At 45.9% G+C, this 24083-nt stretch carries 19 protein-coding genes; 7 read left to right on the top strand and 12 right to left on the bottom strand.

Annotation, left to right across the window (positions count from 1 at the left end; genetic code table 11):
- Positions 1–99 precede the first annotated feature (99 nt).
- Together AM228_RS10530 and AM228_RS10525 are read left to right on the top strand one after the other, a co-directional pair.
- Positions 100–870: a pseudouridine synthase gene (locus tag AM228_RS10530; RefSeq protein ID WP_054466078.1), complete on the top strand. Its 771-nt coding sequence runs from the start codon at positions 100–102 to the stop codon at positions 868–870.
- 213 nt (positions 871–1083) lie between these two features.
- A complete protein-coding gene (locus AM228_RS10525) occupies positions 1084–1974 on the top strand; it encodes a RodZ domain-containing protein (RefSeq protein ID WP_054466077.1) in 891 nt (296 codons plus the stop codon).
- A 55-nt stretch (positions 1975–2029) separates the two neighbouring features.
- Here the strand turns inward: AM228_RS10525 and malQ are convergent, their stop codons facing one another.
- A complete protein-coding gene (malQ, locus tag AM228_RS10520; RefSeq protein ID WP_054466076.1) occupies positions 2030–3526 on the bottom strand; it encodes a 4-alpha-glucanotransferase in 1497 nt (498 codons plus the stop codon).
- A 151-nt stretch (positions 3527–3677) separates the two neighbouring features.
- Between malQ and AM228_RS10515 the strand changes: the two genes are divergently transcribed.
- The 3 genes from AM228_RS10515 to AM228_RS35130 all read left to right on the top strand — a co-directional run bounded on the left by AM228_RS10515 (position 3678) and on the right by AM228_RS35130 (position 6969).
- On the top strand, positions 3678–4106 hold the full coding sequence (locus AM228_RS10515) for an NUDIX hydrolase (protein WP_054466075.1): 429 nt from the start codon (positions 3678–3680) through the stop codon (positions 4104–4106).
- A gap of 114 nt (positions 4107–4220) precedes the next feature.
- Entirely contained in the window at positions 4221–4862 is a 642-nt protein-coding gene (locus AM228_RS10510; RefSeq protein ID WP_231636741.1) for a Uma2 family endonuclease, read from the top strand.
- 382 nt (positions 4863–5244) lie between these two features.
- Complete coding sequence (locus tag AM228_RS35130; RefSeq protein ID WP_231636740.1) at positions 5245–6969, top strand: adenylate/guanylate cyclase domain-containing protein; 1725 nt, start codon at positions 5245–5247, stop codon at positions 6967–6969.
- 191 nt (positions 6970–7160) lie between these two features.
- Here the strand turns inward: AM228_RS35130 and AM228_RS36740 are convergent, their stop codons facing one another.
- Together AM228_RS36740 and AM228_RS30910 are read right to left on the bottom strand one after the other, a co-directional pair.
- Positions 7161–7376 carry a transposase gene (locus AM228_RS36740; protein WP_082348833.1) on the bottom strand — a complete coding sequence of 72 codons (216 nt, stop codon included), beginning with the start codon at positions 7374–7376 and terminating at the stop codon, positions 7161–7163.
- On the bottom strand, positions 7321–7671 hold the full coding sequence (locus tag AM228_RS30910; RefSeq protein ID WP_082348832.1) for a transposase: 351 nt from the start codon (positions 7669–7671) through the stop codon (positions 7321–7323). Before AM228_RS30910 ends, AM228_RS36740 begins: the two co-directional genes overlap by 56 nt.
- A gap of 534 nt (positions 7672–8205) precedes the next feature.
- Here AM228_RS30910 and AM228_RS29560 point away from each other — a divergent pair.
- Positions 8206–8364 carry a transposase gene (locus AM228_RS29560; RefSeq protein ID WP_304437841.1) on the top strand — a complete coding sequence of 53 codons (159 nt, stop codon included), beginning with the start codon at positions 8206–8208 and terminating at the stop codon, positions 8362–8364.
- 417 nt (positions 8365–8781) lie between these two features.
- Positions 8782–9864 (top strand): hypothetical protein, encoded by a 1083-nt coding sequence (locus AM228_RS10490; protein ID WP_054466073.1) that lies wholly within the window; start codon positions 8782–8784, stop codon positions 9862–9864.
- Between the two features lie 438 nt (positions 9865–10302).
- Here AM228_RS10490 and AM228_RS35125 read toward each other — a convergent pair whose 3' ends face one another.
- The 9 genes from AM228_RS35125 to AM228_RS10450 all read right to left on the bottom strand — a co-directional run bounded on the left by AM228_RS35125 (position 10303) and on the right by AM228_RS10450 (position 23566).
- A complete protein-coding gene (locus tag AM228_RS35125; protein WP_255353184.1) occupies positions 10303–10530 on the bottom strand; it encodes a DUF5829 family protein in 228 nt (75 codons plus the stop codon).
- 429 nt (positions 10531–10959) lie between these two features.
- Positions 10960–14910, bottom strand: coding sequence for a PatA/PatG family cyanobactin maturation protease (locus AM228_RS10485; RefSeq protein ID WP_054466072.1), 3951 nt, complete (start codon positions 14908–14910; stop codon positions 10960–10962).
- A gap of 125 nt (positions 14911–15035) precedes the next feature.
- Entirely contained in the window at positions 15036–16010 is a 975-nt protein-coding gene (locus tag AM228_RS10480) for a DUF5838 family protein (RefSeq protein WP_054466071.1), read from the bottom strand.
- A 76-nt stretch (positions 16011–16086) separates the two neighbouring features.
- Entirely contained in the window at positions 16087–17802 is a 1716-nt protein-coding gene (locus AM228_RS10475) for a DUF5838 family protein (protein ID WP_054466070.1), read from the bottom strand.
- 250 nt (positions 17803–18052) lie between these two features.
- On the bottom strand, positions 18053–18310 hold the full coding sequence (locus AM228_RS10470; protein WP_231636739.1) for a DUF5837 family cyanobactin class RiPP: 258 nt from the start codon (positions 18308–18310) through the stop codon (positions 18053–18055).
- A 112-nt stretch (positions 18311–18422) separates the two neighbouring features.
- Positions 18423–20753, bottom strand: coding sequence for a TOMM precursor leader peptide-binding protein (locus AM228_RS10465; RefSeq protein WP_054466068.1), 2331 nt, complete (start codon positions 20751–20753; stop codon positions 18423–18425).
- A gap of 52 nt (positions 20754–20805) precedes the next feature.
- The gene (locus AM228_RS10460; protein WP_054466067.1) at positions 20806–21009 is read right to left on the bottom strand and encodes a cyanobactin biosynthesis PatC/TenC/TruC family protein; all 204 of its coding nucleotides are present in this window, start codon (positions 21007–21009) and stop codon (positions 20806–20808) included.
- Between the two features lie 123 nt (positions 21010–21132).
- A complete protein-coding gene (locus AM228_RS10455; RefSeq protein WP_054466066.1) occupies positions 21133–21384 on the bottom strand; it encodes a cyanobactin biosynthesis system PatB/AcyB/McaB family protein in 252 nt (83 codons plus the stop codon).
- A 160-nt stretch (positions 21385–21544) separates the two neighbouring features.
- Positions 21545–23566 (bottom strand): PatA/PatG family cyanobactin maturation protease, encoded by a 2022-nt coding sequence (locus AM228_RS10450; protein ID WP_054466065.1) that lies wholly within the window; start codon positions 23564–23566, stop codon positions 21545–21547.
- Positions 23567–24083: the final 517 nt, after the last annotated feature.

The raw sequence follows: 24083 nt of genomic DNA, 5'->3' as shown, positions 1-24083 counted from the left end.
GTAAAATTTTGTCAGGAGTTGTGTGCTCGGTGGGCGAATCGCCTCTCGTACTTTTCAACTCCTGAGTCACTGTTCTTATACCTGACCGCAGTCCCAACTATGCAAACTAGACTGCAAAAAATCTTATCTCAATGGGGAATTGCCTCTCGTCGTCAAGCGGAAACCATGATTCAGCAAGGACGAGTGAGGGTCAATGGTCAAATTGTCCATCTGGGACAAACGGCCAACCCCGAAGTGGATCGAATTGAGGTCGATGGTCGAATCGTTAAACCCAGCGATCGGCCTGAATTGGTCTATTTGTTACTTTATAAACCTGCGGGGGTTGTGTCTACTTGTTCTGATCCCCGGGGACGCCCCACGGTCTTGGATTTGCTGCCGTTACCGATGCAAAACCAAGGCATTCATCCCGTGGGTCGCTTAGATTTTCATAGCACGGGAGCGTTATTGTTGACCAATGATGGGGAGTTAACTTATCAATTGACCCATCCAAAACATGGAATTTCTAAAACTTATCAGGTCTGGGTGAAAGGTCATCCCCCGGCATCAGTGTTGGCAAATTGGCGAGCCGGAGTTCTACTGGATGGTCGCCAAACTCTACCTGCTGAAGTTCAGATGTTAAAACAGGATCGGAAAATCAATCAAACTCTTTTGCAAGTGGTACTCAAGGAGGGACGCAATCGACAAATTCGCCGCGTGGCGGCTTTGCTGGGTTATCCCGTGGTTGAGTTACATCGCAGTGAGATCGGGCCGATTACGCTGCGATCGCCCACCGAGAACTTATCCCCCTTATCCCCTGGTGACTATCGCCCTTTGACCTCCAAGGAAATTGATTTTTTACAAAGTCAAATTTCTTGGAGTAAAACTGATTAGGGAATGCAAGAGAGTGGCGGGTCTTCTTGGGCAGAACGGTCAGCCCCCGTGCCGACGGGGGCAAACAGTCAACCACAAAATAATTGATAGCTAATAATTGATAATTGACAATTAAACAAAATTATCAATTATCAATTATTAGCTATCAATTATTAATTATCAATTATCAATTACTGCCAACCAACAACCAATAACTAATCAGGAGTGAACGCCATGAAAACCAGTCAAAAGTCTGAACAACTGATTAACGAACAAACAAAACAGGCACAAATTCGGGAAAAACAGGTGGCTAAACTGGCGGAAATTGGCGCTCAACTCCGTCAAACCCGCTTGGAACAGTCGATCTCCCTGGAAGAAGTGGCGGTGCATACGATGATTCGACTGCAAATGCTTCAGGCGATTGAAGAAGGGAAACTGGAAAGATTACCTGAACCGATCTATATTCAAGGGTTACTGTTACGATATGCCAAGTTTTTGGGCTTCGATGGCAGGGCGATCGCCCAGGATTTTCCCATCAGCCAAAAAAGATTTGTTTTGAAGAAATTTTGGTTTGATTTGTTTAGTTATTTACCCCGCTTCAAATTTCGCCCCGTACATTTATATCTAGTTTATCTGGCTACAATTATCCTATCGGTGCAAACTTTATCCAAGCAACTGGATCAATCAGCCACCCAAAGGGCTAACCAAGAACCAGGGAGCAAAACCGTTGCACTGGTAGCAACTCAGCCATCTGGATCTGCGGTGCCACCAAAGAATCCCGTAGTTCAAAACTCCTTTTTGGCCAACCCACTAAACGCCACACAGCAATCAGCCCAGAAACCGAGTCCCCCAGCACAGGAGTTCAATAAATTTGGGGGGCAAGGAGTAAAAGTTGGACTGACTTTGAAAGATGCTTCTTGGATCGTGATTGAAGCAGACGGCAAAATGGAATTTGAGGGAATGTTGCCCTCCGGCACTCAGCGCACTTGGGAAGCTTCGGAGAAACTGGTGGTGGTGGCAGGGAATGCCGGAGGGGTTTTGTTAGCGGTCAATAATGGCAAAGCGGAACAAATGGGCGCCCAGGGACAAGTGATCCAAAGGGAAGTGCTGATTTCTCGACCCTAATTTGACCTAATTTGACCTAATTTGACCCTAATTTGACCTAAGACAGTTCTATGGATCAGCGTCCGAATGTTTCGGTCATCATTTTTAGGCGATCGCGGATTTCTGGAGTCAGCGCCCCAAACTCATAGCGCCATGCCCAGTTCCCTGAAGGCTTACTCGGCACATTCATCCGGGCTTGGGTGTCCAGTCCTAAAAGATCCTGAACCGGAATAATCGCTTGATTCGCCACTGAAGACAGGGCTACTTGAATTAAATCCCAATGAATTCCCCAAGACCGAACAGGGCCTAAATAAGCCAAAGCGCCCAAGCGTTCATGTTCCGGCATTTGATTAAACCAGCCAACGGTGGTGTCATTGTCATGGGTGCCGGTATAAACTACACAATTTCGGTTGTAGAAATTAAACGGCAAATAAGGATTTCCTGCTCCCGAACCGAAGGCAAAGTGCAAGATTTTCATCCCTGGAAATTCAAACTTATCCCGCAGTGCGTCTACCTCTGGGGTAATCACCCCTAAATCTTCCGCAATAATTGGCAATTTACCCAATTTTTGCTTAATTACTTCTAGTAACTGTTCTCCCTTTGCTTTAATCCACTTACCATTCATGGCCGTGGTTTCCCCTTGGCGGACATTCCAAAAAGACTCAAAGCCTCGGAAATGGTCGATGCGAATCACATCCACATAAGCTAACATGGAACGAAATCGTTCTACCCACCAATGGAAATCGGTTTTTTCTAGTCGGTTCCAGAGATACACTGGGTTGCCCCAAAGCTGACCTGTAGGACTAAAATAATCTGGTGGCACTCCTGCCATGCCTGCGGGTTCGCCAGTTTTCATGTCTAGGCAAAAGATTTCTGGATGGGCCCAAACATCGGCACTATCGTGGGCGACATATATAGGAATATCGCCAATAATCTGAATGCCTCGTTTGTTGGCATAAGATTTAAGTTCTGACCATTGGCGGAAAAATTCAAACTGAAGAAATTTACGGAAAAAAATCTCTCCGGGTAAACGCCGCCGCCATTGTTCTAAGACTGCGGGCTTGCGTTTGGCTAGGTCTGGTTCCCAAGTATGCCAACTGGCCCCATTTAAGGTTTCTTTGATGGCCATAAATAAGGCATAGTCATCCAGCCAATAGGATTTGTCGTAGCAAAACTTTTGAAACGCTTCTTGTTGTTTGCTGGTGGCTTTGTCCTTGAAATTTTCGCAGGCTTTTTTCAGTAGAGGCATTTTGAAGGCGATCGCCCGTTCAAAATCTACTCGATCCGCTGGAAATTCTGGCAGATCGGTCAAATCCTCAAAGGCAAGCAAACCATCTTCAAGAAGGCGATCGAGGCTAATTAGCATAGCATTCCCCGCCATTGCTGAATAGCACATATAAGGAGAATTACCATACCCCGTTGGCCCAAGGGGCAAGATTTGCCAAAACTTTTGGCGACTTTCTGCTAAAAAATCAATGAATTTACGCGCTTCTATCCCTAAATCCCCGATACCGAATCGACTGGGAAAAGACGTGGGATGAAGCAAAATACCGCTCGATCTGGGAAAAGGCATGAGCCCTCCTCGTAGACAGGAATCTTATGCTGGCTTCGTGCCAACATGATGTGTTTCTGAATTTATCATGTAACGGCACAGTTATAATCTAATCTAATCAAACCACCATAAAATTAATCCTATCTTTACACTTTTAAACTTCAAGGACCCTATGACTTATCGCAATCCCGCTCCCACCGTTGACATTATTATTGAACTGATCGATCGCCCCGGTCGTCCCATTGTGCTGATCGAACGGCAAAATCCGCCTCTGGGTTGGGCGTTACCCGGTGGCTTTGTGGACTACGGCGAATCGGTGGAAACTGCGGCGGTTCGAGAGGCCCTGGAAGAAACCAGTTTATCAGTAGAATTAATTGAACAATTTTATGTGTATTCTGACCCCGATCGCGATCCCAGGCAACATACCCTGAGTGTGGTATTTATTGCTAGTGCGATCGGTGAACCAAAAGCTGCGGATGATGCCAAACATTTACAACTTTTTGAAATTTGGCAATTACCCCAACAATTATGTTTCGATCACGATCGCATTCTCAAAGATTATTGTTATTATCGACGTTACGGACAACGACCCAGAATTTAAATGCGCGATCGACCCTGGAGGGGCGAAGCATTCGGGCAAGCAAATTAGCGATCATAACAAATGATTTATTTCCCCGAATGCAACGCCGCCCTCCCATAGTCGTAGGGCAAAATTTTGCCTACCTTACCCATTGCCTTAAAATCCCATTACAATATATATAACTTATCGGAGGATTATCCCATGCTGCAAACCCTCACCAAAAAAACTTACACCTTTGAGGAATATCTGGAATACCATGATAATACCGATCTCAAATATGAACTTGTAAACGGAGAACTCATCCCCATGCCAACTCCCAGTGGACTGCACGCAGATATCATGGTCTTTCTGTTTAAGCAATTCGACAAAGAGATTGAAAGACTTGGTTTGGACTGGAAAGTCAGACCTGGAAATATCGGCGTTCGCACCTCTTTCAATAAATCCAGAATTCCCGATTTAGTAATTATCACAGAAAGCCAACGCCAAGAACTCAGAGAAATGACTTCTGCGGTACTGAAATCTCCCCCTTTATTAGCCGTAGAAATTGTCAGTCCGGGCAATGCGATCGATGATTATCGTTACAAACAATCTGAGTACGCAGTGCGGGAAATTCCTGAATATTGGATTGTCGATCCAGTTGAGGCAAAAGTGTCTGTATTAAAGCTGGTGTATGGACTCTATGATATCACAGAATTTAGCGAAAATCAAGAGATAAAATCCTCAATGTTCCCAGAATTAACCCTAACGGTTGAACAAGTTTTAAATGCTGATAATTAGAGATATTTTAAGCCGCTTTAAGCCGCTTTCCTGTAGGCGATCGCGAAAGCCTCCCGGAGAGAATCGCACATCGTCCTTGTCTAGTATCCAGTGAAACAAATCCTACTCTCTTCTTTATTCTCTCTCCTCTATTCTCTCTCCTCTCTTATCGAATCGGTCAAATCCTGAAGGGGGTCGCGAATTGCCTCGTTCCTCCCATGATAGGCATCTGATATGCTTAAATTGGCAATGAGTAAGGGCGGTGACGGGGATGTGCCACGATCGGGGTTGAATTTGCTATTAGACTGAACCCCTAGATCCAAGATTGGTGTCGGGCATATGTGGCAAAATTCAATGAAATTGGTATGATCTGTTTTATTGACTGGATGGATCACAAATTACCATGCAGAATTTGCGTCAACACTTCTCGGCCACGAATCTTAAGGGTTTTCAGCAAAAACCAGTAAAACAAAATCATCACCGGGGTGAACTGAATATCACCGGAAAATTTACTTTAGCGTTTTTTGGTTTGTTATTATTATTGGCTGGGGTCGCCACAACCGGGTGGGTATCTTTGACTTTTGTCCGCCGGGAAACCGAAGCGGCGATTATTACCAGTAGTAAACTCCAAGGATTAGTATTTAGAATTAAAGCAGAATTCGATGACGCTCGTGAGGCAGAGAGACAATTTTTTCAGAATTGGTCTAGGACGGATTTACGAGAAGAAACCCAAGCACAGGTAGACAAACATCAGCAATCTGTTGAAAAATTATTGCGTCATTGCGATGAGTTGCAAAAGTTACTTTCTGGGGTGAATATAAGTCCCGCTTTGCGAAAATCTCATCCCCAGGTTATTGCTTATGTAGAAATGATTATTAACTATCGCGATCGCTTTCGAGAAGCGGTGAATTTAGTGGCCGAATTAGATATGAATGAAAGCGGGGCGATCGCTCGTTTGGAGCAAAAATCCGATTTATTGCGGGATACTTTACTGCTAGAAGAAGACCCGGAAATTATTGCCTTATATAATCAGATGAAGGCTGAGGAGAAAGAATATTTTTTAAACCGCAGCTATCCGGCAGTTAATGCTCTAGAAAAAACTCGAGAACTCTTGGCTGAACATATTGTCAAACTCAGAACATTTGATCCAGAAAGACAAGCTCGATCTTTAGTTTATCTGAGAGATTATCAAGGAATTTTGCAGAAAATTGTCAGCCTGGATCTGGAAATTCAGAATAAGATTGAAAGCTTTGAACAGCAAGCGTCTGAATTGTCTGAGAAACTGATTGTCTTCTCTAACGAAGAAATTGAACGCGCCAGACTTCAGATAGAAGCCACCAGTCGAGCCGCTACGATGTTATTAGTAGCCGCTTTGGTTTTAGCATTGGTCTTAGCCGCTGCGATCGCCGAGCAATTTTGGTGGGCACTGAAACAACTAGAAACCGAAAAAGAAAAATCGGAACGCTTACTATTAAATATTCTACCCTCCCCGATTGCCGAACGCCTCAAAGAAGAAGAACAAGTGATTGCCGATAACTTTCCAGAAGTCACCGTATTATTTGCGGATATTGCTGGATTTACGCCCCTCTCTGCTTCCTTACCCCCCACAAAATTAGTCCAATTGCTCAATGAAATCTTTTCTGCGTTTGATGCCTTAGTTGAAAAGCATGAGTTAGAAAAAATTAAAACCATTGGCGATGCCTATATGGTGGTCGGTGGGTTGCCCTATCCCGACGCAAATCATGCGATCGAGATCGCAGAAATGGCCTTAGATATGCAACGAGTTATTAAAGATTTCAACCAACGACATCAAACCAATCTCAATATGCGGATTGGGATTAATACTGGCCCCGTCGTAGCGGGAGTCATTGGCACCAAAAAATTTATCTACGATCTCTGGGGGGATACCGTTAATACAGCCAGTCGCATGGAATCCCACGGCATCGTTGGCGACATTCAAATAACCGACTCCACCTATCAGCAATTACGTGATAATTATGTAATTGAAAAACGCGGAGTCATTGAAGTAAAAGGCAAAGGAGACATGACAACTTATTTACTCAAACAACGGAAAATGTCATCGGTGATTACTGTACAGCCTTCGATTCATCAAGCCCGTTCAAATTAATATTTGATATTTGGTATTCTTAGTTTTTTGTTGTTTGATATTTGTTATTTGTTTTTGGCTATTCAAAAAATAAGCTCAAATAACGAATAACAAATATTACATAATTTTTATGTTTGATTTATTAGACAATAATATATTTAATCAAAAACTTAAATATTTATAATAAAAAATAGCTACAGCTTGTTCGCTATTTAATTAGTACAATAACAGCATTTAGTAAACCAGTTCTTAAACGTATGTATTGCAATCAGCATCAGAGCAAGTTCAATTAACTGTTCTAGCACCGACATTGCTCGTGTTGGGAACATTCTTACCAGTGACTTCACTGTTGACCACAACATAGAAATCGGATTAAAGTCTGGTGAGTAGGGTGGTAAATATTCTACTCGGACTCCCGCTCTCGGCAATCAGTTCTTCGATACCTTCCCTTTTATGGATATTAAGGTTATCCATAACTACCACATCCCCTGGATTCAGCTTCGGAACCAGATCCGGTTCCACAAACTCCTGAAAATCTTCTCCTTTCATCGAGCCTTCAATTGCTTTTTTCGCTACAACTCCTTCAATACTTATTGCCCCAATCAAGGTCATTTTTCTCCCTTTATAAAAGTATCTTAAACAGAATGCCTTTTTACCCTTTTCACTCCTGGCTATCTCCCGACTCATCCCCACCCAGAATGCTGTCTCATCAATGAATATCATTTTCTCCTCTGGTACATCTCGAACCCTCTCCCGGTAATCAACGCGCTGTTTTTGACCTTACCGATGTTGCCAATCGGCTCGGTAAGTTTTTTTGTAGGGGCGATAGCATTCGCGCCAGTGGTTCTTGGTTGAAATCACTAGCCCGCTCCGCGAATGCTTCGCCCAGTCCAAGTTTATTGAGGAATTCACACATTCCTCCTACACTGACATAAACATCCGGCTCTGTGAGGAGATATTCCCGATATTGCCTCACTTTCCAATCGGGGTTATCTTGTACCATCCGAATAATAAAGTCTCGATAAGCCTCTAGTTTTCCAGGACGCTTTGGTCTTGGTTTTTTAGGGGTTATATCAAGAGGTTTCGCGAGCTTTTTTGATATAACTATAGACAGTGGCAGGACTAATCATAAACTATTCGGCTAGTTGCCGAATAGAGCCTTTGCCCAACTTATAAGCAGTCACCACTTTTTGTCTAAGATCAATAGAGTAACTTCCCATGTCTGAATCTGGTCTGCATTGATTACAGCTTCAGTTTATCACACAATTGTTACAAAAGTTTACTGAACAAGCTGTAATTGAAAATTTCTTTGCGAGACTCAAGCAATATCGCGCCATTGCTACCGTTTACGACCAGACCGCTAGAAACTTTTTAGGCGCTATTTATTTGGCGGCTATCGTTGTCTGGCTTAACTGATAACAGATGCGGGCTTCCGCACTCGTCACAATCACTCCTTCCCCTCTAACTGATGACACGCCCTGGTACAACTGACGCATTTAAGCTTTTACCGTGGGCTTCTCGTAGATAGAGCGAACACAAATATCCTTAGCCATAAGGTCATACCAGGTTAGTTGTATGGAAAAAACGCTGATAATTTCAGAAATTAGACCCCACAATAAATCGAATCTCCCAAACATTGCCGATTAATTTTCATTAGCTTAAAAAAGTCTTATACTCAGAAACCGGATTTGGGGATCCTCAAGGTTGATTCATGGTTAAGAAGGAAGTAAGTGTCGCTCCCCCAAATGTAATAATACTTAATCAGGCAAAATAGATCCAATAACGGAAATCATGTTATTGTTATACTGTTGATTATTTAACAGATTTCACAGCATGAGTCAAACAGAAGTAGTTATTCCTACAGTGCGTCCTTGCCAAATTGAGAAAAATGAAGTCGAGCCCGTTGATTTAGTAATTATTATTGATACCAGTCCCTCGATGAGAGATGAAGCGCAGGATCTTAGTAATGCCGCCCAAGCCGCGATTACTTCCGCTGCTTCAAGTTGTCCTTGCGATTTGAGAGTGGCGTGGTTTGGGATTGAAGGGACTTGGAAAGGAACACATTTTAACCGGACAATTCGAGATTATCTGATTAAAGAATGTCAAGTTTCTGACTCAGATATTCGCGGGAGAAAGCGAGGTGAATTAGCCGATGCTGGCGCTCAAGAAGATGCGGCGCGGGCGATCGAAGATATCTGTAATCATTTCAATTGGAGAGCGGGCGCTACGCGGGCGATTTTTTATCTAGGAGATGAAGCTTTAGAAGGTGGTGGTGATAAAACTGAGCAGAAAGATATCATCGCGGCAAATAAGGCTATTCAAACCGCTAAACAAGAGGGAGTAACTCTTCACACTTATTTTGGTACATCTAAGAGTAAGTTTCGAGATACTATCCAAACAGAATACGCGAGACTGGCAACAGAAACAGGGGGACAAGCTTTTAGCGATCGTGATGCAATTAATGGTTTTGCAGAGGTATTGAGCAAAATTATTTGTAATACTCGCGCCGTTGGTATTTATTTGGATGTTCCGCAACCAATCCCCTGTTTTGAGTTAAAAAGTGCCAACAAACCCTTGACTACTAAGGGGGCAGAAACTGTGACAATTACCGCGTATAACTGTTATTCTAATGTCACTTTTAAGGGTGTAAAAGTGGTGTTATCTGCCGTGATGAAATCAAATGGCTCTCCTGTATTAAATCTAGCAAATGGAGAACCTGTAGTGGCGATTAAACCTTCTCCTGAAATCGATTTTGGCGATTTAAATCCTGTAAATAATCAAGGCAATTATCCATCGGTGAGCAGAGAACTGATTATTGAAAATAATGGCGAAGACGGTGGAGAGTATGCCTTAAATATTGATTCTTTTTATCAGGCAGAATTTAATTTTATCGCCTCGGATAAATTTGAATTATAAATAATAAGTCAAAACAATGAAAATATAATATTATTTATTTAGGCTATTTTGTGAGATAATATTATATGTTCATTGTTTTGAGTATTATTTTTGAAAGCGGAGTTATTACCGAAAGCAAACGTTATACAGAAAATCCTAAAGTCAACGTTTCAGTATTAGTTTATATGCTTTTATGATTTATTTGTGAAGGATAAATGATAAAATATTAATATTTTTTTAATCATAATGAAAATGAATGGCTTAACATAAAAAAACAAAAATAGGTAAGTATTTTGTACATACCTATTTTTCAAGGAAAATCAAACAAATAGTTGAATTAAATATCAACAATTCTTTTTGCCGCATTTACCGATTGATTGGCAGCGTTTTACTGTAAAACAGTTTTAGAAAGCGGGTTTTCTTGCGATCGCCTTCGGAAAGTTCTTTGCTTTCTTGTAATCAGGATTTTAGTTTTTCCTCTACAAGATCAATCTGTCCGGCTGGTTGAATATTCAAACCAATACCGGAAAAACCTTCTTTCAACCCTTGAGCACTTCCTGGCGCAAAAATCTCAAGATAGGCATATTTTCCCCTGAGATAAATTACCGCCCAACTCTCTCTATCAGTTTTTACGGTATCTCTGGATATTGTGCAAAATTCTTGGCTAATGAACTCTGATTTGGCGATTGACTATAGGGTTTCTGTGTCGAGAGTAATAAATAAATGGTTAAATTCTATTCCCATGTTTCTATTTTTTGAACCTGATATTACAGCGTTTTTCAGATTAATAGAGTACCCCTGTAGGGGCAAAGCATGACCGTAGGGGCAAAGCATTCCGGCAGTAGATTTCTGCTTTTAAGCGATAACGTATATACCGGAATGCTTCGCCCTAACCCAAAATTTGTGGTTCAGCCAATAGAAAATGTTTAGGGGCAAAGCATTCCGGCAGTAGATTTCTGCTTTTAAGCGATAACGTATATACCGGAATGCTTCGCCCTAAGATTTCTGCTTTTAAGCGATAACGTATATACCGGAATGGGCGGGTCCTAAGAAATACGATCGCACTCATTCCATCACTCAGTCGCCCCATCACCCCATCACTCCATCCCCCGTCCGCTATTGACTGTTGGATTGACCAGGAATAGACCAGCGTTTGATGCTGCCGATCGTGACAGGCAAGTTAGCGGCTACATCTAGGGTAAACCGGAACACCCGACGCGATCGCCGACTGCTGTCAGGGTCAAAGAAGGTGAGCAAGACATCCCAGCAATCACTGCGAATGCGGCAGTAGGGGCTTTTCTCCACGGAGATGGTGTCGAGTTGGCGACCAGAGGCGATCGCTTCCGCAAAGACAGAGACAGCTTGGAAAATGTTGGTGGTGGCGAAGTTGAGGGCGCGATCGCGGGAAGTTTGGCCTAAGTTATGCAGGTCATAATACACCCGATTTAGGAAGGCGCTGATGGCTTCACGGACGATCGGTTCTCGATCGGGTTCCAGGTTGCGGACGGAAGCCAGGGCCGGGTTGATCAGGGCGTTGACCGTCCAGCCATACATTCCTCGTAGGTCATGCACCGTCACTACCGGCACCACTTCCCCAGAAAAGAGTTCCACCGTGCGGTTGGTGCGACGGGCGGCGACACTGATGCGTTCGACAAATTCATCGCTGGTTTCTGGTTCCAGTTGTCCGGCCAACATCTGCAAGAATATTTCGTAAACGTCGCTGGCAAAGGGGCCTTTTGGTTCTAAGGCATAGAGGGTATTTTGCTCGAGGTTGAGAGTCCAAATCAGCGATCGGGCTTCGTCCGGGTTGCGATCGAGGTGTTCAACCACCTGACGAGCATCATAAGGATCTGGGGGAACCATGATCCCATCCAGTTCAAACGGAGGCATCAGTTGCTTGAAGGTATCTCGGCGGGCTTCATCGCCAAAGTCGTATCCCAGAGTACCCAGAGCATAAACATCACCAGCAAAGGCGGTGCTGGTTTCGATGTTGGTGGGTTCTGCGGATTCTTGAACAGTGGCGATCGCCCCGTCGGTAACGGCATTTTCTGCGATCGCCGCCACAACAGCCGAACTAGGGGCTGAACTGGCTGACATCGCTGTTGGGGTAGGTAGGGCATAACCAGCCCATTCGGTGCGGGTCACTTGGTCGCCTGCAAAGGAAATAGTGACAGAAGGTCGTCCAAACAGGACTTCCATTGCCCCAGCAATATTGACAAAGCCGCGCATACAGCGTTCCGGTTCTTCTACCCGCTTAGGATCGCAAGGAATAGCGGTGTTAAGGAGTGCCATACGGACAGCCTCTGCATCAATGGGTTTACCTTGTTGTAGCTGCAAACTCATCAGCAGCGCAGCGATTCCGGTGACGATGGGAGCCGAACCACTGGTTCCTGTTCGCAGTTTCGGTTTTTCACTACCGAGTTGCGCTCCCCAAATGTCATCACCCGGAGCCATAATCCCCTCTTGGGTGTAGTTGCGTCCCCAGTTACTATAGTGGGCAGGTGGACTGCCTAAATCCATTGCTCCGACCGGAAGGACTCCTGGCAGGACTCCTGGCAGACACCAATATTCACCCAAACCATTACCCGCAGGCCCAACAATCAGAATGTTGTTATCCAAGCACTTCTGTACCGCTTTAGCCAATAGCTCTTCCCCTTCGCAGGTTTGGGTAGGGCGACAGAACCCACAGTGAATGATATTTGCCCCTAAATTCAGTGCTTGCTCAAAGGCACGGGCTAGGTTCAAAATACCAATAGATTCCTCGGGAATCCCCGTACTATTAACCGGCAAATTAATCAGGCGACAGTGGGGAGCAATACCAGCAGAAGGGGTGTTCTCTTGACCCACGATGATGCTGGTGACATGGCAAGTATGGTCATCGACTTTGAGACGGACTATCTGCGGTTCTGGAAAAGCTGCCTTAAGGGCTTCTTCTTTCTCCTGTTTCGTGCGATCACTATCATCAATCGCTCGGTATTTGGCATAGTCTTCTGCGGAAAACGGTTCTGGCGTGTCGTGCCAGTAGGGAAAGACTTTAGAAATTTCAGGGCTTTGGAAACAAGAGAGGGAGTGGTCGGGGTTGCCTTCGAGAACCACAATCGTGATGCGGGGGTCGCCGAGAGTTTGGTTACGGAGGTAGGCGAGTCCAGGGACGCGATCGTCGAGGTCGTGAGGATGGAGCGCTACCAAAGCTGGGGAGGCAGAACTCTCAACCTCACTGGCGGAAATCGTCGCCGATTCAATTTCATCCGGGATAATATCCGATTCGGCTTGGCTCTCTGATACTTTTGAGTCCATGACTTCAGTTGTGGACTCTGATAAAGCCGACAAGTTAACCGATTCCGTCTCACGTCCGGAAACGGCGGCATCTGTTGTCTCCATTGAGGTTTCTAAAGCCTCCGAACGAACCGCCTTACTGACGGTTTCCGCCGCTTCCCTCAATCCCTCGTCAGAGGAACTCAAAGTCTCTGTCGGTTGGATTGAAGAAAGAAATCCAACATCAGCCGGATCTGGTTCCGTCTCACTCCGAGTTAACTCAGCCTTACTCACGGAGATACCTACTTCCCCTGACTCTTCGGAGGCATCAACATCTTGAGCTAACTCAACTCCACTCGCTCGCAAATCCCTTTTCGGTAGAGAGCTTAACGTGAACTCACCCACCGCCGACTCTTCCACATAATCCAAACCTGCTGCTTGTCCAAAACCATCGCTATCTCCATATCCCCATGCACAGGGAGCCAGACCCATATTCGTCGCCACCAGATAAAAATTTTGCTGCAATACTCCCACGTGTTTCAGCACTAACGAGTAGGCCAAGGAACGATACTTACGGAACAATCGCCCAAACCGCGCCGTAATCACAAGAAGGACTTGTGGTGTTCCCAAATTGCTTGGGAGGTTGTTTGGAAGCTTATAGCCTGATAGAGCAAAGATATTGTCTTCTGCTCCTATAATCTGCTCCAATTGGTGATTGAGTGGGTCGTAGTGATACAGCCCTGTGTCCAATCCTTCACATCGTCGCACCACTGGATAAATTTCTAGCTCATACATCGCTCCGCCGCCAGGGTACGGACGACTGGCCAACTCGCCATAGTCAATGTCCGCGTCAAAATCGAGTATTTCTCGCCAATTTTCACCAAAATACTCCTCCACTGAGCGAATATCTTTGATCCGGGCAGTACGATAAAGCAGTTCGCTGAGTTGTTCAACTGTAACTGGATGAGCTTCATCACACTTACGGATGGACTTCCGTCTCTCGATCGCTTCGGTGAGCGTAGCATCGTTATACTTCAACGCCCCCAAGTTCGGATGGGGTAGCGGCACAATCCGATCGCTCATGGGTGGTTTCACTACTGGGAAATCTGACCACTGCTCAATGTTGGTGTCCTGTAATGGATAGTCATGGCGACCCCCGCGGCTGCGGCTGTGGAACAGGAGGTTGTGAAAGTCCCAAAGTTGAAGCGAGGGAGGTTCGGGGTCAGCCGTCAGAAACCCTGCGACCCACAATAAATTGAGAAACTGATAGGCGGTTTCTGCACCCAAGTAGGGGGGAGGTGTGACAGCTCCTAAAGATTGAGGTTGAGCTAGTTGAGTGAGGATGGCACTAGCTCGCCAGTCGAGGAGCTTGACCCGAAACTTCGACAGGGGGGACTCCAGCACCATTGTGCCTTCGTAGGGACGCTGATAGGCAAAACGGGAGAGGGCGACACGGGTTTGTGTCCAGTAGGGTTGGGCTAGATTTAACTCAGCCGAGTCCACCATCGGGATTGCCACTGCTAGGGGCAAGACGGTATAACTCAACCAACCCCGCTCATCCAGTTGTTTTAGCATCTGCCCGAACTGTTCCCCCACTGCCTGACCTTCCAGTTCCGCTAACTTTTGTACCAGTAATTCGGGGGTACTACTGCCAGCCTTAAGACTATCAAGAACCATCGTGATTCCAGGGGTTGTCGCCAGGGTGAGTAAAGCGGTGGGATCTGCTTCTACCGAGCCCAGGGTATACTGACTTTCAGTGCTGCTCACTTGGACAGAAGGATTTAGGGAAACTGCGAAGGAATGAAGGCTCATGGCGGTGAATAATAAGATTAGGACAAGAATAGTTGGAAATCATCACATTCTGATAATGGTTCGCAAAGCTGTCGGCTCCGATTAATTAATCAAGTGATGAAAAGTGATGAAAAATGTTTTGGTGTTTAAGGACTAATTCCAACCTGTTGTGTGAAGCGCAATTTATCTAAATCCACTTGACATGTATCACTTCTATTGTACAAAAACCCATAGTTATTTAACCGATTACTTTCCATATCTTGCTCTCGGGCATACACAGTAGCATAGGTAACACAGTCAAGACTCTGATAAAAGTCATAAATTTTGTCGCCCAAGCTATTGAATGCAAAATATTTTGGGATTTCTTTGATATCAAAAAAGTGAAAATACAATAGGGGGCTTGTCTTTTGCTTAGAAAAACTTGCTGCAATCCCGTCTGAAACATCAAATAGAGAAATCACTTTTTGTGAAAAGTGTTTTCGTATATAGGCAGCAAGATAGCTTCCAAAGTTGCCTCGCTGTTGGTATTTACCTCCGGGCGAAATCGCCCATATTTCTATGTTACTACGACCATCCAGGAAAAGATTAAATCCAATTAAGCTACCATCTTTTAGCAAAACTTCTGTCACTTCAGCCGAATAGTTAGCACCATCAAGTGCGAGAGCTGTCATCACTAAATCTTCGTTACCTTCCCCAGGATGGAGGTGCATATATACCTTGATTAGAGAATCCTGAAGTGTCGGACGTAAGTCAATGCCGATGGTGTTAGTTTCGATTTGGCTAGAGTTAATGTATAGGGATGAAAACTGATCGAGCAAGTTCCGATTAATTTGAACGCCCACTCTGCTTTCAACTTTGTCTAAAAATTTTGAAGCATCGACCAGCGATCGGGGCCAAGTTTCTTCATAGGTAGCAACTTGAAAGTCGCTTGCAAATAAGCGATCTCCTTCAACATGGCAAGTGGGTTCAATACCACAGTAGCCTTCAATTTCAAGAACAGCTTCTTCAAAAAGAGGTAGAGGAAAGCAAGGCTCTACATCAAAAGCATCCAGATGAGTTCGTATGAAACGGAGTCGCTGCTCTCGTAGATAATTATGTGAAAATCCAGAAGTTATCGTCATAATTGTATTTGCTTATGAAAGAGCTTGTAAATATCTAAAGTGGATAATCAATACTCATTGAGAGTGGGTTTTGGGTCTATATTAATCTCAAATTCCTCTGATTCACAAAATCGTTCATGTGATAATACATTTTTACCCTCTGAATAGAATCGGCATAAAAATCAGATTCAGGAATCCCGATATACAAATCGTGAAAGACTCGGTTTCGATAGTGAGCGTGGACTTGCTTAACCATTTGATTTCCCAGATAATCAACGGCACTGTTGGGAGATTTAAAATTATTGAAATATAGAATATCACTATCGTTATCCTTGCTAATCCCAATTTGAACGCTTCTACTCTCATCAAGGAGAGGTAGTGCTTTTGCAGGTAGTCTGGAAGTTAAATAGGCTTGAACATCCGCTCGCTGGAGATCGGCGGGGAAAAACGTGGGATAGACTTCTACCGCAGCTCGATTGTCCAAGAAAAAGTCAAACCCTACTAATAACGTCCCATTAACTATTAATTTCTGCCAATCACGCCGTTCGCCGCAAAGTGCTATGGCAATTGCGATCTTTTCTGGATAGTCCCTGATGCTAAAATACAACTTGATCCGTGAATGTCTGAGTTCTGGGCGAACGTCAACACCAACAGTTACCATATCTACTTTAGAAGGGTCTAAACCTGTAGCTAAAAACTGCTGAAGTAAACTCCGATTAATCTGAAGTTCTGGACGTTCTTCTATGCGATGGGAGAAAGATAGAAAATCCTCAATATCGATCAATTTCATTGCTGGATCAGAGACAAAAACTTCAGAGAGATAAGCAAAACGAGAGGGATAACAACGTTCTTTTTCGATATTGCAGCAACAGGCAATCGTCCCTCCTTTACCTTTCCTTGGTTTTCTAATGAATTCTTCAAACAAATTTAATGGATAAGAATTTTCAATCTCAAAAATTTGCTTGTGTTCTTCAATATAGCGTAAATTTTCTTCATGGCGATTCCGAGCAGGACTGGAGCTAACGCCAGCAGGTTGAATTCGATTTTGAGTTTTAGCTCTGGCAGGTTTTACCGCTTTAATTTCTCCAAAAAATAGAGGCGAATTAGGGTGGAGCAAGTTTTCACAAATCAGACGAAAAGCCAGGGCTGGCATTGTCATCGCCTGGTTTTCGTCATATTCAATGGACTGGAATCCCGCCTGCTCTACAAATTCAACCGTTTTCTTAATGGTAATCACATGACTGCCATACATTTCTTGCTGCTTGGCTTCATCAAGCGATTGTTGCTCGAGCGCAGAGAGCGGAGGCTCTTTGACAAAAAGACCTGTGATATATAGGGTTCCTCCCGGACGCAGCACCCGCTTGGCTTCAGCTAGGACTTGGGACACCTGATTAGAATACTTGATGCTGTCGTTGAAAAAGACCACATCAAAGACTTCGTTAGGAAAGGGTGGTGCATGAAAATCCCCCACTTGCACCCGTACCCGATCGACCAAGTTAGTTTGGGCAATCCTAATTTGGGCTTCTGCCGCTTCCACGTCAGAAATCGTTATTCCCTCAATCCGCGTCCCAGGAAAAGACTGGGCAATATGAATCGCCGGAATTCCGGCGCCACAACCCGCATCAAAGATATAGTTTCCAGGTTGTATCCCCATACGAGCCGCTAGATCAAGATTATGGGATCTAGCGACCGGATCGGGAACCATTCGACTAAAGTTAATGGAATTTTTGTTATAAAAAGCACGAACTTTTTCGACTTCAGATGTTGGGCTGGACTGAGTAGGAACACTAGGACTGATAGAATTATTTTGCATAATATTTTGAGGGTGATAGGGGTTAGCGAAACAAGTATTAGGCTAACAATCTTTTTTCTAAAAAAAGACGAGGTAAAGATAAGGAAGACAAGACTTGATAAAATGTCTGCTATCCCAGCATCCTTATCCTCGTCTTTCTACTAAAGCCTAGCGACCTTTCCTGTTCAAATTTATGACAGTAAACTGCCATATTCCCCAAGGTGGACTAGGCTGAATATTTGATTGGCTAGCTATTGCCAATTCAGGTGATTTAGGCATCACCATCATCGTAGGAACAGCAAGGCACGAAAGAGGCATCTGCCCCATCGTAGGAACAGCAAGGCACGAAAGAGGCATCTGCCCCATCATAGGAACAGCAAGGCACGAAAGAGGCATCTACACCGGCACCACCGAGAGCTTCCTCGGAGAGTTCAGCCAAGTGGCTGGGGAGTTTACCACTGATGCCACGGATGACGGGTTTGCCTTGGTTGGGCAGGAGGTTTTTCTTGTCCATTGGAGTAATCCTCATTTTGTTTGTTGACCCGTTGAGGTGGGTCAGTCCTCTTCTTCATTGAGAAGAAGCCTAGTGGGGCGATATTTGTGATGTAGTGAAAGCAAGTCGCCCCTAAACTTTAAAAAACTTAAAATGGCATCGGTGTCGGGTTCATCTGTCCCTCCGTGAGCGGTTCCGCTAACCATCCCAACTTCACCGGCACATCGTAGAGCCGACCGGCCCCAAACCGCGACCAGAAATGCCGCATCCCTGGCACAATTACCTTAACCACATTCAAACCAATGTCCGGTCGGGTTTGATCCACCACCAAGGTTTCTAAACCCGCTTGCTTGGCAATCTCCACACAGGTATTCACCTCCGCGTAAATATCATCTCCCCACAGCTTGGGATAGTCCTGAGCCGTCTTGAGGGGTTGGGTGGCATCAGGAAGCAAATAGGGATGATCCGCCAATTTCGCATTCACTAACCAATCCTTTGCATCGCTTTTCAGGTTCTCGTCTGGCACTTTATCCAGTTCCAAGCCTATTTGACTCACTTCGGTGAGGGTTCGGATAATGGCAACAGTTGGGTCAAGGTGCGCCCCAAAGCCTAGAATCAGGCGTTCCGAGCTTCCCGTTTTCCGATTCGACACCCCCACAAAAGCGGGAATGCCTAAATCTGCGGTCAAATCCAGCACCCACAAATCCCGATCGTTTTCCCGATAGAACTGCTGCAACTGCACAAAATACGGCTCATCAAAGCTGCTCAAGTCCACTGCCGGACGGCTGAGACGGTTGTACCACCACAACCCGACGCTATCACGCTCTACCAATTCCAGAAACCCTTGTAGGATGGCTTCTTCTAGGGTGTTCCCAGCAGCATTACCGTTGGAATCACCTCTGGCGAAGCGGTGTTCTGGGGGCAAGGGATAATGGTAGTAGCACATTGCGGTAGGCAGATACTTATGGGTCTGCTCTGTTAACGACCATACGGGCGTCCATTCAATGGCTTGACTGGCATCAAATCGCTGGGGAATCCAATCGTGAGCTACTGTTGCCTGCTCGTTGAGGGCTTCCCGGTTAGCATACTGGGTGTCGCTAAAGCACAAACATTGCTCTGGATGAATCGCCAAGTCTCCCAGTTCCGCCAGGGTTGCCCGTTTGCGGGGTTCATCCCCCTGAAAGATCCCCGAATAGCGTTCCACTGCCTCACAAAAACCACTCGCCTTGGATTGGCTATCGGTTTTGCCTTTACCAGAACTCTTGTGTTTCAGGGTGTTGCGTAAACCCCGCAAGGTAGTAGCAGCACCGAAGCTATGCCCCGCCCGATAGGTATGTACCAAGGGATTCGCGGGGTCAGTGATCCGCACCAGTTCCGTCACCACTCCGGTTATCGGGCTGATTAAGTGCTGGTATTTCTGCACCGTCTGTTCTGGTGTTGTGGCGCGGTGGCCCCCATCCTGGGTGAACAGCTTGCGACGGGATTCTAGCTTCAGGGGTTCAAAGCCTCGCCGCTGCAAAATTTGCGGTTCGCCACAGCTAGGACATTGGGGTCGTCGGACGAGAACATGACTTTTCAAGTCGATAACTGTGTGATTAAAGGTGATAATCTTGCCGTCCAGAGTGGGAAAGAACACTGTTCCCGGTGCAGTGGCATTGACGTATTGCTTGACAATGCACTTGGCAATCTCCGTGGCGGCAAACTGTAGCCCGGTTTGCAAGGTGGAAGGTAAGGTTGCCTTGGCGGTGGGCAAGCAGCCGATCGCAGAACCGTTCTGACCATTGCGTTGCTGCTGGGCTTGCTTTTGCCGCAAAACTGACGATTCAACTTCCCGGTTGCCCCGGAGGGGATGGGCTAGACAGCCCCAACATCCGGTCTTACCCGGAACAAACACCGGCCCTAGCCACAGGACACTGCCTACAGGCTTAACCAGCAGCCAAGTTTGTTGGCGCTCTAGTGCCTGTTTATTAATCTTGGTGAGTTCCGGCTGCAAATAGTCATCGGTCAACACCACGTTCAGTGCTGTTGCAGAATCCTCTGCTGTGGGAGACTGCACGGAAATGCCAATGTCTTGCAGGGCTGTGGTTAGGGCGGCTACTGTCACTTCACTGATATTTTCGCCCACCGTTGTTAGGGTGACGGGTTGCCTTAAAGCTGCCGCCGCAACGGGGGGTGCAATCCCTAACTCGCTCCAAAATGCCGCCACTTCCGGGGAAAGTTCTGGGGCAGCCTCGGTGAGGTAGCCCTTTTCCGTCAGACGCTCCAGTACATAGTCGATGTATTCTTCTGGCACTTCCCCATCCAGCTTTTCCACAATCTGCTCGCGATTGTGTTGCCCATCCAAGAGGGGCAAAATCTGGCAGTACAGTTGTCCGGTGAGGGCATAGTTAGCCTGTTCGCCCAGGAGATACACTTGCTTGGGTTCGATTACCTCGACATGAAAGTGGGGCTTAATTTGCAGTAGTGGAGTGGATGGCATAGAGCAAAAAGTCAGTGATTAAGTAGACAAATCAATTAATACAAGCTAGGAGTTATGCCCAGATGCGGCCTCGTCGGAAGGATTTGGGCTGATCTTCCTGCGCTTTGGCGTGTTGTCTCACGTATTCCCACCAGTAAGAATAATCTTGCAGCCCGGTCTGGGAAGTGGGTACATAAGACTTTTTCGGTTCGGGAGTAGAGGTGACTTCGGTGGTGGAGACTTCTGAGGCTCTTTCTGTTGTTTTCTTCTTAGCCATAGTTTCAGTTTCCTTTTTCGGTTGTTTGAGGTGGTAAGTTGGGTTTCGTTGGGTTTCGTTCCTCAACCCAACCTACATTATTCGTTGGGTTTCGTTGGGTTTCGTTCCTCAACCCAACCTACATTAATAGAATCGTCCCATGCCCCCAAAGCCACCCCAACCCTGACTGGCTGCACTCGCACTGACACTCGAGTGCATTACTTGGTTGAAACTACGGTTGGCAAAGGCTGGCGGATCGTTATAGTTGGCGGCATGGAGCAAATCCATCCGAATATGCACCAGATCCTCGATCCGACCATTTTCTAGATCCACGCATAGGGCGGGCTGGATAAAATGGGGACGTTTGACAGGAGGAGACAATATAGGTAGTCGCATGGTTTAAGATTCTCCGCTATAGAAACCGGGTTTCTATGACAATTTTGCTGGGATTACAGAGATTTTCTAAAGAAACCCGGTTTTTGTAGATTTCTCACATTGGGATGTTCGAGTGAGAGTGCAATAGTCAACTCCACTCTCACTAAGCCAGTACAACTCCTTAGTAAGGAGAAGACCAAGAACGAACTTCGCCGAGAGTGACAGGAATTAGGTCACTTACATCAATTGTAAAGCGGAAAATTTTCTTGGCTCGACGGCTGTTTTCTGGATCGAAGAACTTCAGCTTCACATCCCAACAGTCGCTATCTATCCGACAGAAGGGACTTTTTTCAACCGTAATGCTGTCGAGTTCCATGCCAACGGCTACTGCTTGGCTGAAGGTTTGGGCAGCTTGGAAAGCGTTGGTGACGGCAAAGTTGAGGGCGCGGTCTTGGGAAGTGGTTCCCAGGTTGCGTAGATCGTAGTAAATCCGGTTGAGGAAACCATCCAAAGTCTTGCGAATCCGGTCTTCGTCGGCAGTTCCGTCTTCCGCTTGCACTGCTTCCATCGCCGCACTCACCAAGCTGTTGACCTTCCAGCCGTAAATGCCTCGGGTTCCCAGGGGTTCAATCACCGGAACGATTTGACCGGAGAATAGCTTGACCTTTTTCCCAGTTAAAACACCAGGGATGCTGACCCGCTCAACGTATTCAGCATCGCTCTCAGGCTGGATTTGACCGCCGAGTAGTTCGTGGAGGGCGCGGTAAGCATCGGCGGCGAATGGGCCGGTGGGCGCGATCGCATAGACTGGAGTCAGTTCAATGTTGAGTGTCCAGATGAGCGATCGCGATTCAGAGATATCGTTTGCCAAGTAATCCACCATCTGGCGGGCATCGTAGGGGTTCGCTGGCACCATCGTCCCGGCAAACTCAAACGGAGGCATCAATTGCTTAAAAGAGTCCCGACGGGCTTCAGTCCCGAAGTCATAACCTAGAGTTCCTAAAGCATAGACAATTTGACCGAGATCGGCAATTTGACTAGGGGCTTCGCTGGCGGTGACAGAATTAGCAGTAATGTTAGACATTGGTGGCATTGCTGGTTGTTGGGGTACAGATTTAATTAGATCTTGCAAGTTAGGGAGATTATTACTCGGTCTGGCTGCTGATGCAGGCTGTGTTTGTCCAGCCGCTGTATTCAAAAGCCCGTGCGGTCTTGGGGTTTCCCCAAGTAGAGCAACTGGCGTACCGCCACCACAACCGCATCCTGCGGCTTCTACTTCTGATGATGCATCAACGGATGCCATTGATGCAATTTCCTCTGGCATATTTCCTCCTGTTAGTAATGTGACAGATCCAGAGATGTTGAGTTTGCCTGCCAAACAGCGAACGGTCTCCGCAGGCAAGTCAAGGTTACAGGGCAAAGCACTCTGCAATAACACTTGACGAACTTTTTGGGGGTCAGGGTTTTCCCCTCGTTCCCGTTGCAGACTCAGCAGCAACGCCGCCACCCCGGAAACAATGGGTGTGGCCAAGCTTGTCCCGCTGAGGGTCTGGGTTCCCCCACCGGGTTTTGCCCCCAGAATGTCTTTCCCAAGGGCAAGGATGCCTTGGGTTTGATAGGCTTCGCCCCAGTTGCTGAAGTCTAGGGGTTTGCCATTGGCATCCATCGCGCCCACTGCGAGGACAGCGGGCAGGGCAGCCGGAACGTGCAGACATTCGCACCCATTGTTACCAGCGGCAGCGACGAGTAAAACATTTTTCCGCGCACATAATCGCACCGCATTCTCCAGCCACCCGTCCGCTTCCCCAAAGTCAGTGAGTTCACCACCGCTGAGATTGATGATGTGGGCTCCAGCATTCACCGCCTGCTCGATGGCTCGGGCGAGGTCTAACTGCGACACACCTCGGCGATCGTCTGAAAATACGGGAACAATGACCCCTTTGCATTTCGGGGCAATTCCCGGCACCGAACTCCCTGGCTGACCAAAGATAATGCTGGAAACATGGGTGCCGTGGGCTGACATATTCCCATCAGGTCGAGCTTCCCCTTTCACCAAGGACGGCAAGCGGGTCAGGTCTGCGCCCTCAAAGCAAGGATGATCTCGATCCACTGGGCCATCCAAGACCGCAATGCAAATATTCTTATCTCCTTGAGTCATCGCCATCAGTTCTGGCAATGCCGGTATCCCAAAAATCGCAGACATAAGTTAGTCTTGTTGCCCCATAAAAACACAAAGAAACACAAACTAAATCGTTATCGTTTACGATCCTATTTATTCATAGCTTTATCATCGAAAATATGGCTCAATTAACTTGAGTTTTTCAGATAATAATTCGTAATTATTTTATTTTATCACAAAACATCACTATTAATCTCTATCTCATGGAGATGAAGACTATAGATAATTTCTCAATTCAATCATTTGGTATATTGAAAGAAAATTATTAGATCCTAACTATTGGTTTATATCTAATAATCCCCATACCCCGCATTCGCGGGGGCAGGCTTGTTCTCTCGATCGATTATTTTTAACGCATTTAGAACCAACCCCAATTGATAATATCCTCTGGGTTTCGTTTTATTATTTAGCGTTAACCTTATTCAGTTGAAGTTCCCTTTTGTTTCTGAGGACATAGTAGTCGAATGCCTATTGTTTGGCAATAGCCTGACTAAGCTTTGTAATTTTTCTTTACATTTCATTCATTTATTTATCTATCTAT

The sequence above is a fragment of the Planktothricoides sp. SR001 genome (genome assembly GCF_001276715.1).
Taxonomy (GTDB): Bacteria; Cyanobacteriota; Cyanobacteriia; order Cyanobacteriales; family Laspinemataceae; genus Planktothricoides; species Planktothricoides raciborskii.
This window is presented reverse-complemented; position numbering and strand designations above follow the sequence as displayed.